Here is a 14,672-nt window from a genome sequence, read left to right as displayed (position 1 = left end):
GTCCGGACCCGAGGAGAGCGCCGACGACGACGACCCCGCGCGGCGTCGGCGCGCGGGGTCGTCGTCGTCGGCGCTCTCCTCGGGTCCGGACCGGCTCGACCGCCCTGTCGAAGGCTCCTCCGTCCGGGTCAGCGGCTGGTCCGTCCACTCTGCCGCTGCACACTCCTACGGCTCCGTGCTCCACCCGCCCCGCACGGGCGAGCCGGGTTCCTCGCTCCTCCTGCTCCGCACGGGCGAGCCGCACTCCGCCCGCCTCGCCGTCACCTCAGCGAGGCCCGACCGCCCGGCCGCGGTCGTCTCCGTCCGAGCCCAGGCGAGCGCACGGCGGCGTCGGCCGGGCGCATCGCGAGGGGCGGCCGCGTCCGAGGGTCGGGCCGCCCCCTCTCGACGGCCCCGGAGTCCGCGCCTCAGACCGTGGTCACGACGCGCAGAGTGCGTAGACGCTGAGGGTCAGCGTGCCGTTGACGGCGTAGGCGGACCCGGTGACGGTCCATGTACCGGATCCGACCGGAGCGCTCGTGGAGACCTCCGACTTGTAGGGGCTGCTGCCGTCGACCTCGGTCCAGGAGAAACCGCCTCCGATGACATTCGGTGTCGCGCCGGTGCAGGTGGCGGAGAGTGTCTGCACGTTGTTCGCGTAGATTCCAGTCCTGGTCGCGGTGACTGTGGCGTATGTGGCGCCTCCGCCCGCGGGTCCGGCGGGTCCGGCCGCTCCATCCGCTCCGGGAGGCCCTGCGGGCCCGGTCTCTCCGTCCATTCCGGTGGCTCCGATCTCTCCGATCGGCCCGGGGGCTCCGTCTGCTCCGGGGAGCCCGGGGGCTCCGTCTGCTCCGGGGAGGCCGGGGGCTCCGTCTGCTCCGGGGAGGCCGGCGGCTCCGTCCGCTCCCGTCGCGCCGATCTCTCCGTCCGCTCCGGCGGGACCAGGCGCCCCGTCCGCCCCGTCCGCTCCCGGAGAACCGATCGGCCCCACTGCTCCGGCAGGACCCGTAGAGCCCACCGCGCCCGTGGCGCCGGTCCTGCCGACCTGTCCCACTGCTCCGGGAACGCCCGCCGGCCCCGTCTTGCCGACCGGTCCCTGCAGGTTCCAGCTGGCCGTGGTGGCGCCCTTCGGGCACGTCGGCGAGGTCGTGCCGACCTTGAAGAGGAGGCCCTGCTGCAGGCATCCGTAGTAGGCGGGCGACGTCGTCGTCGCAGCGGATGCCGCGGCGCTCCCGCCGGCGACGACCGCCAAGGCGACGGCGACGGCGATTCCGGCGTTCTTCAGTCCACGCCGGCGGGACTTCTTCGAGGATTCGATCATGAACGAAAGGTAGGTCTCAGGCCGTGTCCGAGGGTGGACATGTCCGCAACAGGACACCGGTCCGCTGCTGAGGCGGACGACCTCCTGCTCCTGCCTGGTGCGGCTGACGTCCCGCCACTCGAGGCCCAGACGCACCGTCAGCGGTCGGCACGGCACGGCACGGGCGGCCTCACCGGAGGCGGCTCCTGGTCCGCGGCGCCGGCTACCACAGCGCCGCCCGCCCGTGCACGGGGTGGCCCCGGAGGCGCGGCTCGCCTGGGATGGAGGGGAGCGGCCCGATCCGGGTGCCGCGGACGGAGGAGCCATGCCCGACCAGTACACGTTCACCAACCCCGCCACCCAGTACCCGGACGTGACTCCGCCGGTCCAGCAGCAGCCCGAGCCCGGGCTGCAGTCGCGGATGACTCCGGTGCCCGACCTCGGCGAGGAGAGCTACCGCGGCACCGGCAGGCTCGCGGGCCGCCGCGCGCTCATCACGGGAGCCGACTCCGGGATCGGCGCAGCCGTGGCCATCGCCTTCGCCCGCGAGGGGGCCGACGTCGCCCTCGCCTACCTCCCGAGCGAGGAGGAGGACGCGCAGCACGTGATCGGGCTGATCCGCGCGGAGGGGCGCACCGCCGTGCCGATCCCCGGCGATCTCACGAGTGCCGAGTACTGCACGCGGCTCGTGGCGGAGGCGGTCGAGGGCCTCGGCGGGCTCGACGCGGTGGTCAACGTGGCCGGGAAGCAGATATGGAAGGAGGACCTGCTCGACATCACCGACGAGCAGTTCGAGGCGACCTTCGCGGTCAACGTCTTCGCTCCGTTCCGGATCATCCGCGCGGCCCTCCCGCACCTGCCCGCGGGCGCCACCATCATCAACACGGCGTCGGCGGAGGCGCACAAGCCCGCCCCCGACCGCCTCGACTACGCGATGACGAAGGGCGCGATCAACAACCTCTCGAAGGGCCTTGCGCAGCAGCTCGCCGCGAAGGGCATCCGCGTGAACGTCGTGGCGCCCGGCCCGACGTGGACCGCCCTGCAGGTGAGCGGCGGCGTCGACCCCGAGAGCCTGCCCGACTTCGGCTCGAGCGAGTCGCCGATGGGCCGTGCCGCGCAGCCTGCCGAGCAGGCCCCGGCCTACGTGTTCCTGGCGTCCGCCGAGTCGAGCTTCGTCGCCGGCGAGACCCTCAACGTGAACGGCGGCATGGTCTCGCCCTGACACGCCGCGGCGCCGTCGCTCGCTGCTGGACCGCCGAGACGCCTCCGTCCTGCTCGAGACACGGGCTCGCGTCAACCCTCTCCCGAGCGGCGGGGGGCGCGAGGTGCCATGGAGGGACCACCACGAAGGAGCACCATGAGCACCACGACCGTCCTCCCCATCGAGACCTACTCCGACGAGCAGGGCTGGCACAACCGCATCGCCCACGCCCGGGTCCCGCTGAGCCACCACGAGTCGCGCCAGGAGGCGGAGGAGGTCGGCGAGGAGATCGCCGAGCAGCGCGGCGGGGAGCACGTCGTCCTCGGCTGACGGCCGGCGCGGGGCGCGGCATGCGGTGCCCGGCCGGGGACGCGCCCGGCCCGCAGGCGCCCGCTCCGCAGGCGCCCGCTCCGCAGACGCCCCGCGCGTGTAGCGCCCTCGGCCCCACCCGGTCAACCTTCTCGACCTCCCGGCCCCCTCCTCTCTGGCGTGGCCCGTCGTGCTCGCTCCCGAGCGCGCGACGAGAGGACGATATGGCCACCGAGAGCGACGCCCCCGCGACCGGAGAGGCCGGCGGCACCTCCCTGCGCCGCCGCATCACCGGCCCGCTGCTCTACTTCTTCATCCTCGGCGACGTCCTCGGCGCGGGCATCTACGCCCTCATGGGCACGCTCTCGGCGGAGGTCGGCGGTGCCGTCTGGATGCCCCTCCTGCTCGCGCTCGGCCTCGCGCTGCTGACCGCAGGCTCCTATGCCGAGCTGGTGACCAAGTACCCGAAGGCGGGAGGCGCGGCGGTGTTCGCGCAGCGGGCCTTCAAGCGCCCGATCGTCTCGTTCCTGGTCGGCTTCGCCATGCTCGCGGCCGGAGTGACCAGCGCGGCCGGCCTGTCGCTCGCGTTCGCCGGCGACTACCTCGGCACCTTCCTCGACGTGCCGACCGTGCCGACGGCCATCGTCTTCCTGATCCTCGTCGCGTGCCTCAACGCGCGGGGCGTCGCGGAGTCGCTGCTCAGCAACACGGTGATGACCGTGATCGAGGTCGGCGGCCTGCTGATCGTGATCGGATGCGTCGCGCTGCTCGTGGCGGGCGGAGGCGGCGACCTCGCCCGCACGGTCGAGCTCAGCTCCGAGCAGGCGCCGGCGCTGGCGGTGCTCGGCGCGGCGATCATCGCGTACTACTCCTTCGTCGGCTTCGAGACCTCGGCCAACATCGCCGAGGAGATCCGCGACCCCAGCCGCGTCTACCCGCGCGCGCTGTTCGGCTCGCTGCTGACGGCCGGTGCGGTGTACGTCCTGGTCGGCCTCGCGAGCTCGATCGCGCTGCCCGCCGACGAGCTGTCCGGATCCTCCGCCCCGCTGCTCGACGTCGTGACGGCGAGCGGAGCCGGGGTGCCGGCGTGGTTGTTCAGCCTGATCGCGCTCGTCGCGGTCGCCAACGGAGCGCTGCTGACCATGATCATGGCGAGCCGCGTCACCTACGGCATGGCGAAGGACGGCCTCCTCCCGGACGTGCTCGGCCACGTGCTGCCGAAGCGCCGGACGCCGTGGGTGGCCATCGCGGTGACCACGCTGGCCGCATGCCTCCTGACCCTGGTCGGCGATCTGGCGACCCTCGCCGAGACCGTGGTGCTGCTCCTCCTGCTGGTGTTCATCAGCACGAACGTCTCGGTGCTCGTGCTGCGGCGCGACAAGGTCGAGCACGACCACTTCCGCGTGTGGACGGCGATCCCCGTGCTCGGCGTCGCCTCGTGCGTGCTGCTCCTCAGCCAGCAGGACCCGATCGTCTGGCTCTACGCCGGGATCCTCCTCGTGGTCGGAGTCCTCGTGCACCTGGCGACCCGCCGCTCGTCCCGCCGCACCGCCTGATCCGCCGACGGTCCCGGCGGGGCCGCCGCTCCGCCGGACCGTCCCTCCCGACCGCCGCGCTCGCCCCGCGACCGGTCAAGCCCCTGGGCGGACGGCCGTCCGGGGCGTGGGATGGAGGGAACGGAAGGAGCACGAATGACCGACACACCCTCCCGCGAGGAGCTGCCGCTCCCCGACTGGAACGTCATCCCGCTCGGCACGCTCGCGGAGCGCATCCGCCCGCTCGACGAGGCCGGCCTCGGCGCGCTGCTCGCCTACGAGGAGGCGCACGGGCACCGCCTGCCGGTGACGACGATCCTGCACTCGCGTCTCGAGCAGCTGCGCGGGGGAGCGGAGCCGGCAGGCAGCGTGCCGGAGTCGCTGCCCGAGGTGTCCCGCTCGTCGTCCGGATCGCCGGTCTCGCCGGCGACGTCCGGTCCGCCGATCAATCCGCCCTCGCACGGAGTGCCGACGAACCCGGCTCAGCCGCGCTGACGGCGGCGGGCGGAGTCGCGGTCGCGGCGGCTCCGCCCCCGCCGCGCGCTGCCCAGGGCCTGCCCAGCGCGCACGGGCAGACTGTCCGGAGCCGATGACGGCGACCGGACGAGGGAGCAGTACCCGGAACGCGACAAGACTGACTCGTAGGAGTTGTCATGTCCTGGATCGTCCTCATCCTCTCCGGTGTCCTCGAGGCCGTGTGGGCCACCGCCCTCGGCAAGTCGGAGGGCTTCACGCGGCTCGGCCCGTCGGTCGTCTTCGGAGTCGGCGTCGTCGCGAGCATGGCCGGCCTCGCCTACGCGATGCGCGAGCTGCCCACCGGCACCGCGTACGCGGTCTGGGTCGGGATCGGCGCTTCGCTGACCGTGCTCTACGGCATGTTCTTCGGCGGCGAGGGCTTCTCGCTCGTGCGTACGCTGCTGGTCCTCGGAATCGTCGGCTGCGTCGTCGGCCTGAAGCTCGTGCACTGACCTGGCGGCCGTCCTCTCCTCCGCGACAGGCCGCTCCCGTACGCGACACGCCGACGGAGGCGCGCCGGACTGGCATCTCGCCGAGGGTCCGAGGCCGGTGGTTGCAGGACGCCGCGCGTTCCGCCTAGGCTCGGCGCATCAGGGGAGAACGATCGTTCTACTGTTCTCCCCGCCCCCCAAGGAGGACTCATGCCCACTCGTACCGCACGCACCGCCTGGAACGGCTCGCTCGAGACCGGCGAGGGCCAGGTCGAGCTCTCGAGCTCGAAGATCGGCACCTACGACGTCTCGTTCCCCAAGCGCGCCGCCGACGACGCCAACGGCTCGACCAGCCCCGAGGAGCTCCTCGCGGCCGCCCACTCCGCCTGCTACGCGATGCAGTTCTCGGCCGTCCTCGGCCAGGCCGGCGGCACCGTCGAGGCGCTCGACGTCCGCGCCGACGTCTCGCTCGGCCCGGACTCGGCCGGCGGATTCAAGCTCACCGGCATCAAGCTCATCGTGAGCGGCGAGGTCTCCGGCATCGACGAGGCCGCCTTCCTCAAGGCCGCCGACGAGGCCAAGGAGACCTGCCCCGTCAGCAAGGCGCTCACCGGGGTCGACATCACGCTCGACGCCACCTTCGAGGGCTGAGCCCCTCCGCACGTCCCGAGCACCCCGTCGCGCATCGCGGCGGGGTGCTCGTGCGTCCGGCGCGGCCGCGGAGCGGCCTATGGAGACCCCCGCCCCCACCGGCCGCCCGGCGCCCCCTGTCGTCAGACCGCCGCCGGCGCGTAGCGGAAGCCGGCGCCGAGGTGCTCCTCCGGCAGCCGGTCGCCGCGGCCGTGCAGCTTCTGGCGGAGGCTGCCCTCGACGTACTCCTCCGGGTACGCGCCGCGGCTGCGCAGCTCCGGCACGATGAACTCCACCACGTCCTCGAAGGTGCCGGGCGTGATCGCGTAGGCGAGGTTGAACCCGTCCACGTCGGTCTCCTCGACCCACTCCTGCAGATGGTCGGCGACCTCTGCGGGCGAGCCGACGACGAACGGGCCGAGCCCGCCGATCACGCTGAGCTTGGCGATGTCGCGGACCTTCCACTCCGAGCCGTCCTCGTTCGCCTCCTGGAAGTTGGCGACGGCCGACTGGATCGCGTTGCTCTTCACGTTGCCGATCGGCTCGTCGAGGTCGTACTGCGACAGGTCGATGCCCATCCAGCCCGACATGAAGACCAGCGCCCCCTCCTCGCTCCCGTAGGAGAGGTAGTCGCGGTGCTTCTCGTGCGCGGCCTCGCTGGTCTCGGCGGTGATGATCGTCAGCAGCGTGTAGATCTTCGCGGAGTAGCGGTCGCGGCCGGCCGCCTCGAGGGCGTCGCGGATGCGCGAGACGGTCGCCTTCAGGCCGGCCTTCGTCGAGGAGGCGACGAAGATCGCCTCCGCGTTGCCCGCCGCGAAGCGGATGCCGCGCGGCGACGCTCCCGCCTGGTAGATGACGGGGGTCCGCTGCACCGACGGCTCCGAGAGGTGGATGCCGGGGACGGTGAAGTTCTTGCCGCGGTGCCCGATCTCGTGCACCTTCGCCGGGTCGGTGAAGACGCCCGACTCGCGGTCGCGGACGACGGCGTCGTCCTCCCACGACCCCTCCCACAGCTTGTAGAGCACCTCGAGGTACTCGTCGGCGACGTCGTAGCGGTCGTCGTGCTCGAGCTGGTCCTCGTGGCCCATGTTGCGGGCGGCGCTGGGGAGGTAGCCGGTGACGACGTTCCAGCCGACGCGGCCCTTCGTCAGGTGGTCGAGCGTCGACATGCGCCGCGCGAACGGGTACGGGTGCTCGTAGGCGGTGCCCGCGGTGATGCCGAACCCGAGGTGCTCGGTCGCGGCGGCCATCGCCGAGACGAGGAGGATCGGGTCGTTGACGGGGACTTGCGCACCGTGGCGGATCGCCGCCTCGTTCGAGCCGCCGTAGACGTCGTAGGTGCCGAGCACGTCGGCGATGAAGATGCCGTCGAACGTGCCGCGCTCGAGCAGCTTCGCCAGGTCGGTCCAGTACGAGAGGTCCTTGTAGCGCCAGGACTGGTCCTGGGGGTGGCGCCACATGCCCGAGGACTGATGGGCGACGCAGTTCATGTCGAAGGCGTTGAAGCGGATCTGGCGGGTCATGGAATCGATAGTGCCCAGCGGAGCCGCGAACGGGTACCGAGCGCGACGCACGGCGTCACAATGCGACGCTCGTCGAGAGCGGGGAGCCTCTCGAGGTGGTCCCCTGCGGACGAGGTGCCGTGCCGTGCGGCGCGATCTCGTCCGTAGCGGCACGTCTCGCGAGATCTCACGAGATCCGGGGCGGCGTCAGGCCAGCTCGCGCCCCAGGAAGCGCACGTGCTCGCCGATCTGGAACGCCTCGCCGCCCTCGTGGCCGTTGAAGGGGTAGACGCGGATCTCGCGGGGTCCGGCGTAGCGGTTGTAGGAGGCGTAGACGGTGGACGGCGGGCAGATGTCGTCGCGGAGCGCCACCGAGAACAGCGCGGGGGACTGCGCGTAGGGGGCGAAGGAGGTGCCGTCGAAGTACGAGAGGGTGTCGAACACACGCGCCTCGGCGCCGCGGTGGGTGCGCAGGTACTGCACGATCTCGCCGTACGGCATCGTGTCGACCAGCCGCACGGCGTGCGGGATGTGGGAGAGGAACGGCACGTCGACGATCGCGGCGCGCGCCGCCTCCGACTCGCCGAGCAGGCCCAGGATCCCGGTGACGGCGAGAGCGATCCCGCCTCCCTGGCTGCCGCCCGAGACGGCCACGCGGGAGGCGTCGACCGCGGGGTGCGCGCGCAGCACGTCGAGCGCTCGGACGGCGTCCGTGAAGACGCGGCGGTAGAAGTGCTCCGCGGGCGACTCGATGCCCTGCGTCATGAAGCCGGAGACGTGCGGCCCGCTGCCCACCGGGTCGGGCGTGGCTCCGGAGCGGTGCCCGGACCCCTGGCCGCGGGTGTCCATGACCAGGTGCGCGTAGCCGGCGGCCGACATCGCGGTCCACTCCGCGAGCTGCCCGCGGCCGCCTCCGTAGCCGATGAAGGTGACGAGCCCGGGGAGGGGGCCCTCGACGCCGCGGGGGAGGATCAGCCACGCGCGGATCGGGTGGCCGCCGAAGCCGGAGTAGGTGACGTCGAAGGTGTCGAGCAGTCCGAAGCCGGCGTCGACCCGCTCGAGGCGCGGCTCGGTCGCGACGGCCCTCGCCTCGGCGATCGTGTCGCGCCAGAACTCGGCGAACCCGGCGGGCTCGGCGATCTCGGGGGCGTACTGCTCGAGGAGGTCGAGCGGGAGGTCGTACTGCGGCATCACGGACTCCTTCTCGGGCAGCGGCGCCCGAGGACCGAGGCTACTGGAGGCACGGGCCCACCTGGGTGCGGCGTGGGAGAACGCCGCAGAGCGGAATGCCTGGGCACCCTCCGCGTTCTCCTCAGCATGACGACGTACGGAATCATCGGAGCAGGCAACATCGGCAGCCAGGTCGCACGGGCGGTCATCGCCCTCGGGGACGAGGTGGTCATCGCGAACTCGCGCGGCCCCGAGACCCTCGCCGACCTCATCGCGGAGCTCGGCCCGAAGGCCCGCGCCGCCACGGCTCAGGAGGCGGCCGAGGCCGCTGAGATCGCCGTCGTGACGGTGCCGCTGAAGAACCTCGAGGAGGTGCCGGTGGCCCCGCTCGCCGGCAAGATCGTCCTCGACACGAACAACTACTACTTCGAGCGCGACGGCCGCATCGAGGCGCTCGACAAGGGCGAGACCACGACCAGCGAGATGCTCCAGCAGCACCTCCCGGAGTCGAAGGTCGTCAAGGCGTTCAACCACATCATGGCCGCCGACATCACCACCGACGGCACTCCGGCCGGCACGCCCGACCGCCGCGCTCTCGCGACGTCGAGCGACTACCCCGAGGCGATCCACTTCGTGACCGACCTCTACGACCGGATCGGCTTCGACACCGTCGCGATCACGCCGCTGAGCGAGTCGTGGCGCGTCGAGCGCGACCGCCCCGCCTACGTGGTGCGGCAGAACCGCGAGGAGCTCGAGGCCAACCTCGCGAAGGCCCCCCGCACGGTCTGATCCAGTCTCTCGGAGGGGAGCGGTGCTGCGGCGCCGCTCCCCTTCTGCCTGTCCGGACGGCCTCCGGAGGCGCGCCCGGGACGGCCCCCTCGGCGCTCGCCGCCGCCGGGCCTGCGATAGTCGAGAGGACCAGCCACGCACCAGAGAGCCCCGATCGGGCTCCGAGAGGAGAGGCCTGCCATGCCCTCGACACCCCGTTCCGTTCCGTCCCGCTCCGGGCTCTCGCGCCGCAGCGTCGTGATCGGCGGTCTCGCGGTGCTCCCGCTGCTCAGCGCCTGCACGCCCGACTCCTCCGCTCCGGACGACGCCCGGCAGGAGGCGCCCCGCACCCGCACCGCGGCTCCGAGCGGGCCGGTGGCGCTCGCCCCGGACGCGCTCGCCGCGAGCGCGGCCCTGTTCGCCGCGGCTCCGCTGGTCGTCCTGGTCGAGGACGTCGCCGAGTCGCGCCTGCGCGCCGCCCAGGTGAGCATCGCCTGGGGCGTGCCGCTGCTGGTCGGCTCGGCGGGATCCGGAGCGACGGCCGCCCCGACCGCGGACGCCCCGACCGCGGACGCCGCGGCCGCGGGATCCACGGCTTCCAAGACGCCGTCCGATTCGGCGATCCCGTCCGACTCCGCGACCGGATCCGCCACCCCGTCCGTCGCTCCGTCCTCCACCGCTCCGACCTCCGACGCCCTCGCCGCCGAGTTCGCCCGCCTCGGCGTGACCCGCGTGCTCGCGATCGGCGACGTCACCGCGCCCGAGGGCGTCGACGTCGTCGCCTCCGCCTCCGACGCGGCCGCCCTCAGCACCGCGTCCGGCCTGACCGTGACCGACCTGGCGCTCGCCGACCTCGCCGCCGCCGCGCCGTCCACCGCCTCCGACGCCCCCTTCGGCGCCCTCCCGGCCCGAGCCGACGCCCTGACCGGCCTGCACGCCCTCGCCCGCGCGCAGGACGCCGACGTCGCCGCTCTGGCGACCGCCCGCGCGGCCGGCGTGCCCGTCACCGTGGTCGACGGCGACGACCTGCTCGCCTCGGGCGGAGCCGTGACCGCGATCGCCGAGGCCGACGCCTCCTGCACGCTGCTGCTCGGCCCCGTGCTCGCCGCGCAACCCGAGCCCGACTGGGCCGTGCGCGCGGCCGCGAGCGGCTGGCAGCTGCCGGGCGGCGGGCAGCGGATGTTCGGCGGGCACCTCTTCGTCGCGATCTACGGCACTCCGGGCGCTCCCGTCCTCGGCGTGCTGGGGGAGCAGGGCCTCGAGCCCACGATCGCGCGGGCGGAGGCGGTGGCCGAGCCGTACCGGGCGCTCACCGACAAGCAGGTCGTGCCGAGCCTCGAGATCATCACCACGGTCGCGGCGGGCGACCCCGGCAAGGACGGCGACTACTCCAACGAGCTCGACGCCGCCGACATCCGCCCCTACATCGACGCGGCGCAGGCGGCGGGGATGTACGTGGTGCTCGACCTGCAGTCGGGGCTGACCGACTTCCTCACCCAGGCGAAGCAGTACGCGGACCTCCTGTCGCTGCCCAACGTCGGCCTCGCGCTCGACCCGGAGTGGCGCCTGCTGCCCGGCCAGAAGCCGCTGCAGCAGATCGGGCGCGTCTCGGCCGCCGAGGTCGACAGCGTGTCGGAGTGGCTGGCCGACCTGGTGCAGAGCGAGGGGCTGCCGCCGAAGATGTTCGTGCTGCACCAGTTCCGGCTGTCGATGCTGCAGGACCGCGACAGCATCCGCCGCGACCGGCCCGAGCTGGAGTTCCTCATCCACGTCGACGGCCAGGGCTCGCAGCCCGACAAGCAGGCGACCTGGGACGCGCTGCACGAGGGCGCCCCCGAGGGCATCGGCTGGGGCTGGAAGAACTTCTACGACGAGGACGCGCCCATGCTCACCCCCGCCGAGACCATGGCCGAGGTCCGCCCCCTCCCCGATCTCGTCACCTACCAGTAGGCGGAGACCGAGGGCGGGCGTCAGCGGCGCAGGAGCTCGCCGGAGACGACGCCCGCCTCGACCTCCTCGAGGGCGCGGCCGCGGGTCTCGGGCACGCGCTTCCAGATGAAGACGAGCGCGAGCAGGCCGACGGCACCGAACAGGAAGAACGTTCCGGTGATGCCGACGCCGGAGACGAGGGTGGGGAAGAACAGGCCGAGCACCGCGTTCGTGATCCAGTGGCAGAAGATCGCGATGCCGACGCCGACGCCGCGGATCCGCAGCGGGAAGATCTCGGACAGCATCACCCAGGTGACGATGTTGAGGAACGTCTGCATGCTCCCCACGAACGCGACGACCAGCACCAGGATCACGTACGGCCGCGCCGGGTTCCCCACGGGGAGCGCGACGGAGGCGATGCCGATCAGGAAGTGCATCGCGGTGGTCAGGGAGTAGCCGAGCAGGAGGGTCGTGCGGCGGTTCATCGTCTGCATGAGCCGCAGCCCGATCAGGCCGCCGATCACGGCGATCGCCCCGGGTGCGATGTTGGCGACGAGCGCGCCGTCGTGGTCGAAGCCCGCCTCCTTCAGCACCGACTGGCCGTAGTACATGATCGAGTTGATGCCGGTGAGCTGCTGGGCGACTCCGATCCCGATGCCGACCAGCAGGATGCGCACCGCCCAGCGCTCGCGCAGCGCCTGCAGCAGGGGGATCCTCGGGCCGTCCTTCGCGCCGATCGAGCGGGCGATGGTCTCCGCCTCCACATGGGCCAGGTCGGGCGTCCGGATGGTCGTGAGCACGTCGAGCGCCTCGTCGCGGCGGCCGTGCGCGATCAGCCAGCGCGGCGACTCCGGGACCCGGGTCATGCCGAGCAGGAGGGCGGCGGCGGGGAGCGCGGCGACGGCGAGCATGATCCGCCAGACGCCGGGCAGCTCGCCCCAGACGGTGCCGATGACGGCGTTGGCCACGAAGGCGGCGAGCTGGCCGATCACGATCATCAGCTCGTTGCGGCCGGCGAGGGAGCCGCGGATCTCGGAGGGGGAGATCTCGGAGAGGTAGATCGGCACGACCACCGAGGCGCCGCCGACGGCCAGTCCGAGGACCGCCCGCCCGAGGACCATCACGCCGAAGCCCGGCGCCACCACGCAGACCAGGGCGCCGACGAGGAAGAGCACGGCGAGGAGGCGGATCGTGGTCCGCCTCCCGAGGGCGTCGGCGAGGCGTCCGCCCGAGATCGCGCCGATCGCGGCGGCGAAGAGGAGCGAGCTGGTGACGACCCCCTCGGTCAGCGCGGTGAGGCCCAGCTCGGCCGACATCGGCTCGAGGGCGCCGTTGATGACGCCGGTGTCGTAGCCGAAGAGGAGGCCGCCGAGGGTCGCGATGAGCGCGATGAGGCCGAGACGCCGAGTCGGCGCCTCCAGGGAGGTGGTGGTCATCCGCTCACTCTGACGCATGGCCGCGCGGTGAGCGAACCCTGGACCGTCGGGGGAACCCGGTGTAGCGGGTCCCCTCGACGCCCCGGGGCCCCTCGGCGGCAGGGAGGGGGGAGGGAGCGTGCGGAGGGGGTGCTCAGGAGGAGACGCGCGCGCCCTCGCGCAGGCCCTCCTCCTTGGCCTGCTGCACCAGGGCGGCGATGCGGCGGCGCGAGCGCGAGCGCCCGGCGAGCAGCGCCGCGAGGATGAGGGCGACGCCGAGGATCACGAGCAGCTGCGGGACCGGCACGGCGGCGACCGTGATCGACTCTGTCACGGGAGCGGTGGCGACCGGCTCCTGATCGGCGGCGGCGACGGTCGGTGCGATGGTCAGGTCGGCGCCGACCCCGAAGAGGGGCCAGATGCCGTCGAGCTGCACCGAGACGCTGCGCCGGTCGCCGGGCAGCAGCTCCTGCTGGGGCGCGTCGGCCGCGACGACGGGGGCGGTGGCGCCCTGGGCGCTCGCCGTGCCGTCGAGCAGCAGGCGCACGTTGCCGGTGTTCACCACGTCGGCGACGAGCGAGAGGGAGCCGGGCTGGAACGGGTTCCAAGAAAGGCGGTAGTCGCTGGCCAGGTCCTCGACGGAGAAGGAGGGGGTCACCTCGCCGGTCACGCGGGTCATCACGCGGAAGCCGATGCGGCTCTCCACTCCGACGTTCGCGCCTCCCGCCTCGGTGCCCTGCGAGAGCACGGAGGCGGCGATGCCGGCGGCGTGGTCGCCGGGGGTGGCGTTGTCGGGGACCGTCACGGTGAACGGCACCACGCCGCTGCTGCCCGGATCGACGGTCACGGTCTCGGGGGCGGAGATCCACAGCCCGGCGTCGACCGACTCCTGGTCGGAGTTCAGCATGTTGAAGCGGCCGGTGTCGGTGAAGTAGCCGTCGGCGCTGGTGATGCTGAAGGTCACGGGCTGGTCGCTGAGGTTCCGCACGACCGCCTCGTCCGAGGCGCTCGCGCCGGGGGCGAGCTCGAGCTCGACCCACGCGCGCTTGTCGGGGACGCCGTCGGTGGAGGGGCTGACCGCCCAGGTGATCGCTCCGTCGGCCGCGACGGCCGCCGGAGCGACCCCCACGCCGAGGAGGGCGACGACCAGCGCGAGCAGCGCGGGGAGGAGCGGGCGGCGGGGAGCGGCGGAGCGGCGCGGAGCAGTCATCAGAACCTCATGGTCGCACGGGGGAAGCACGACGCGGCCGGGCGGGCGGGCCCGGCCGCGTCGGCCGTGGTGGGATCGCGGCCGAGGGAGTGCGTCCCCCGGCCGCGACGGGTCACTCGAAGAGCGACAGGGTGATGGTGGACGAGTACGCGCCGGCGTCCACGTTCACGGGGGTGCGGAGGAAGAGGTCGGCGTCGGCGCTCCAGGAGCCCTCGGGGTTGACCTGCTGGGAGTTGCTGGCGACGATCGCGAGCAGCTCCTTGCCCTTCAGGCCGACGCCGTTGGCGCCGCCGTCGATGGCGGTGCCGACCTCATCGCCCGCGGCGACCTCGCCGAGGTCTCCACCGTCGACCAGGTCCGGGGTCCAGCCGAGGTTCTCGGCGCCGATGGTCGAGCCGTCGGCCGACGTGAAGTCGCTCGCCGTGCCGATGACGTACCACGCGGAGTCGGGGGAGACGTCCGCGGCGTCACGGGTGTCGGTGACCGTGACGGTGGGCAGGGTGCCGGTGAACTGGCGGCGGACGTTGTCCGAGCCGGTCTCGGTCAGCGTCGTCGAGTCCGCGGCGACGGTCATCGAGAGGGCGCCGGTCCCGGGGAGGTCGGCGATCTCGACGTTGATGTCGACGTCGTCGTTGCCGTAGTTGACCTCGGCGGCGAACGCCGTTCCGGCGACTCCGAGCAGGAGGACGCCTCCGGCCAGTCCAGCGGCTCCGCGGATCAGAAGGGATCGGGTGTTCATGTCGGGTGTTCTCCGTTCTCCGGCCGGCGTCGTCGCCG

14 protein-coding genes and 1 riboswitch are annotated in these 14,672 nt (G+C 72.9%); of the genes, 8 read left to right on the top strand and 6 right to left on the bottom strand.

What is annotated here, in order from left to right:
• Positions 1-418 precede the first annotated feature (418 nt).
• Positions 419-628 carry a hypothetical protein gene (locus tag C5B93_RS17505; protein WP_146086531.1) on the bottom strand — a complete coding sequence of 70 codons (210 nt, stop codon included), beginning with the start codon at positions 626-628 and terminating at the stop codon, positions 419-421.
• 976 nt (positions 629-1,604) lie between these two features.
• Here C5B93_RS17505 and C5B93_RS12320 point away from each other — a divergent pair.
• From C5B93_RS12320 to C5B93_RS12295, 6 genes are all read left to right on the top strand, one after another.
• Positions 1,605-2,501: an SDR family oxidoreductase gene (locus tag C5B93_RS12320; protein WP_104227027.1), complete on the top strand. Its 897-nt coding sequence runs from the start codon at positions 1,605-1,607 to the stop codon at positions 2,499-2,501.
• A 135-nt stretch (positions 2,502-2,636) separates the two neighbouring features.
• On the top strand, positions 2,637-2,810 hold the full coding sequence (locus tag C5B93_RS12315; RefSeq protein WP_159940661.1) for a DUF2188 domain-containing protein: 174 nt from the start codon (positions 2,637-2,639) through the stop codon (positions 2,808-2,810).
• A 203-nt stretch (positions 2,811-3,013) separates the two neighbouring features.
• Positions 3,014-4,345: an APC family permease gene (locus C5B93_RS12310; RefSeq protein ID WP_104292583.1), complete on the top strand. Its 1,332-nt coding sequence runs from the start codon at positions 3,014-3,016 to the stop codon at positions 4,343-4,345.
• Between the two features lie 135 nt (positions 4,346-4,480).
• Entirely contained in the window at positions 4,481-4,819 is a 339-nt protein-coding gene (locus C5B93_RS12305) for a hypothetical protein (RefSeq protein ID WP_104292582.1), read from the top strand.
• An 85-nt stretch (positions 4,820-4,904) separates the two neighbouring features.
• Positions 4,905-4,968: riboswitch (guanidine-III (ykkC-III) riboswitch) on the top strand.
• Positions 4,969-4,977: 9 nt separating this feature from the next.
• Positions 4,978-5,292, top strand: a complete 315-nt coding sequence (locus C5B93_RS12300) for a multidrug efflux SMR transporter (protein WP_104222377.1) — start codon at positions 4,978-4,980, stop codon at positions 5,290-5,292.
• A 189-nt stretch (positions 5,293-5,481) separates the two neighbouring features.
• On the top strand, positions 5,482-5,922 hold the full coding sequence (locus C5B93_RS12295; RefSeq protein WP_104222378.1) for an OsmC family peroxiredoxin: 441 nt from the start codon (positions 5,482-5,484) through the stop codon (positions 5,920-5,922).
• A 122-nt stretch (positions 5,923-6,044) separates the two neighbouring features.
• Here C5B93_RS12295 and C5B93_RS12290 read toward each other — a convergent pair whose 3' ends face one another.
• Positions 6,045-7,424 carry an LLM class flavin-dependent oxidoreductase gene (locus C5B93_RS12290; RefSeq protein ID WP_104222379.1) on the bottom strand — a complete coding sequence of 460 codons (1,380 nt, stop codon included), beginning with the start codon at positions 7,422-7,424 and terminating at the stop codon, positions 6,045-6,047.
• Between the two features lie 186 nt (positions 7,425-7,610).
• On the bottom strand, positions 7,611-8,594 hold the full coding sequence (locus C5B93_RS12285; protein ID WP_104292581.1) for an acetylxylan esterase: 984 nt from the start codon (positions 8,592-8,594) through the stop codon (positions 7,611-7,613).
• Between the two features lie 126 nt (positions 8,595-8,720).
• Here C5B93_RS12285 and C5B93_RS12280 point away from each other — a divergent pair, with 126 nt between their 5' ends.
• Positions 8,721-9,362: an NADPH-dependent F420 reductase gene (locus C5B93_RS12280; protein ID WP_104227021.1), complete on the top strand. Its 642-nt coding sequence runs from the start codon at positions 8,721-8,723 to the stop codon at positions 9,360-9,362.
• Positions 9,363-9,542: 180 nt separating this feature from the next.
• On the top strand, positions 9,543-11,291 hold the full coding sequence (locus C5B93_RS12275; protein WP_104292580.1) for a hypothetical protein: 1,749 nt from the start codon (positions 9,543-9,545) through the stop codon (positions 11,289-11,291).
• A 20-nt stretch (positions 11,292-11,311) separates the two neighbouring features.
• Here the strand turns inward: C5B93_RS12275 and C5B93_RS12270 are convergent, their stop codons facing one another.
• The 3 genes from C5B93_RS12270 to C5B93_RS12260 all read right to left on the bottom strand — a co-directional run bounded on the left by C5B93_RS12270 (position 11,312) and on the right by C5B93_RS12260 (position 14,634).
• Positions 11,312-12,706, bottom strand: a complete 1,395-nt coding sequence (locus C5B93_RS12270) for a sugar porter family MFS transporter (RefSeq protein ID WP_258065422.1) — start codon at positions 12,704-12,706, stop codon at positions 11,312-11,314.
• 133 nt (positions 12,707-12,839) lie between these two features.
• On the bottom strand, positions 12,840-13,895 hold the full coding sequence (locus C5B93_RS12265; protein WP_104234333.1) for a WxL protein peptidoglycan domain-containing protein: 1,056 nt from the start codon (positions 13,893-13,895) through the stop codon (positions 12,840-12,842).
• A 112-nt stretch (positions 13,896-14,007) separates the two neighbouring features.
• Positions 14,008-14,634, bottom strand: coding sequence for a hypothetical protein (locus C5B93_RS12260; RefSeq protein ID WP_104227017.1), 627 nt, complete (start codon positions 14,632-14,634; stop codon positions 14,008-14,010).
• Positions 14,635-14,672: the final 38 nt, after the last annotated feature.

This window comes from Rathayibacter sp. AY1A2, from assembly GCF_002930935.1.
In the GTDB taxonomy this organism is placed as follows: Bacteria; Actinomycetota; Actinomycetes; order Actinomycetales; family Microbacteriaceae; genus Rathayibacter.
The sequence above is the reverse complement of the archived record's forward strand: the minus strand, read 5'-3'. Positions and strand labels throughout refer to the sequence as shown.

Excerpts from the sequence above, each read along its gene's own strand:
- C5B93_RS12315 (WP_159940661.1), top strand. The coding sequence starts at position 2,637 with ATGAGCACCACGACCGTCCTCCCCATCGAGACCTACTCCGACGAGCAG.
- C5B93_RS12265 (WP_104234333.1), bottom strand. The coding sequence starts at position 13,895 with ATGACTGCTCCGCGCCGCTCCGCCGCTCCCCGCCGCCCGCTCCTCCCC.
- C5B93_RS12310 (WP_104292583.1), top strand. The coding sequence starts at position 3,014 with ATGGCCACCGAGAGCGACGCCCCCGCGACCGGAGAGGCCGGCGGCACC.
- C5B93_RS12275 (WP_104292580.1), top strand. The coding sequence starts at position 9,543 with ATGCCCTCGACACCCCGTTCCGTTCCGTCCCGCTCCGGGCTCTCGCGC.
- C5B93_RS12300 (WP_104222377.1), top strand. The coding sequence starts at position 4,978 with ATGTCCTGGATCGTCCTCATCCTCTCCGGTGTCCTCGAGGCCGTGTGG.
- C5B93_RS12285 (WP_104292581.1), bottom strand. The coding sequence starts at position 8,594 with ATGCCGCAGTACGACCTCCCGCTCGACCTCCTCGAGCAGTACGCCCCC.
- C5B93_RS12280 (WP_104227021.1), top strand. The coding sequence starts at position 8,721 with ATGACGACGTACGGAATCATCGGAGCAGGCAACATCGGCAGCCAGGTC.
- C5B93_RS12295 (WP_104222378.1), top strand. The coding sequence starts at position 5,482 with ATGCCCACTCGTACCGCACGCACCGCCTGGAACGGCTCGCTCGAGACC.
- C5B93_RS12290 (WP_104222379.1), bottom strand. The coding sequence starts at position 7,424 with ATGACCCGCCAGATCCGCTTCAACGCCTTCGACATGAACTGCGTCGCC.
- C5B93_RS12270 (WP_258065422.1), bottom strand. The coding sequence starts at position 12,706 with ATGACCACCACCTCCCTGGAGGCGCCGACTCGGCGTCTCGGCCTCATC.
- C5B93_RS12260 (WP_104227017.1), bottom strand. The coding sequence starts at position 14,634 with ATGAACACCCGATCCCTTCTGATCCGCGGAGCCGCTGGACTGGCCGGA.
- C5B93_RS12320 (WP_104227027.1), top strand. The coding sequence starts at position 1,605 with ATGCCCGACCAGTACACGTTCACCAACCCCGCCACCCAGTACCCGGAC.
- C5B93_RS12305 (WP_104292582.1), top strand. The coding sequence starts at position 4,481 with ATGACCGACACACCCTCCCGCGAGGAGCTGCCGCTCCCCGACTGGAAC.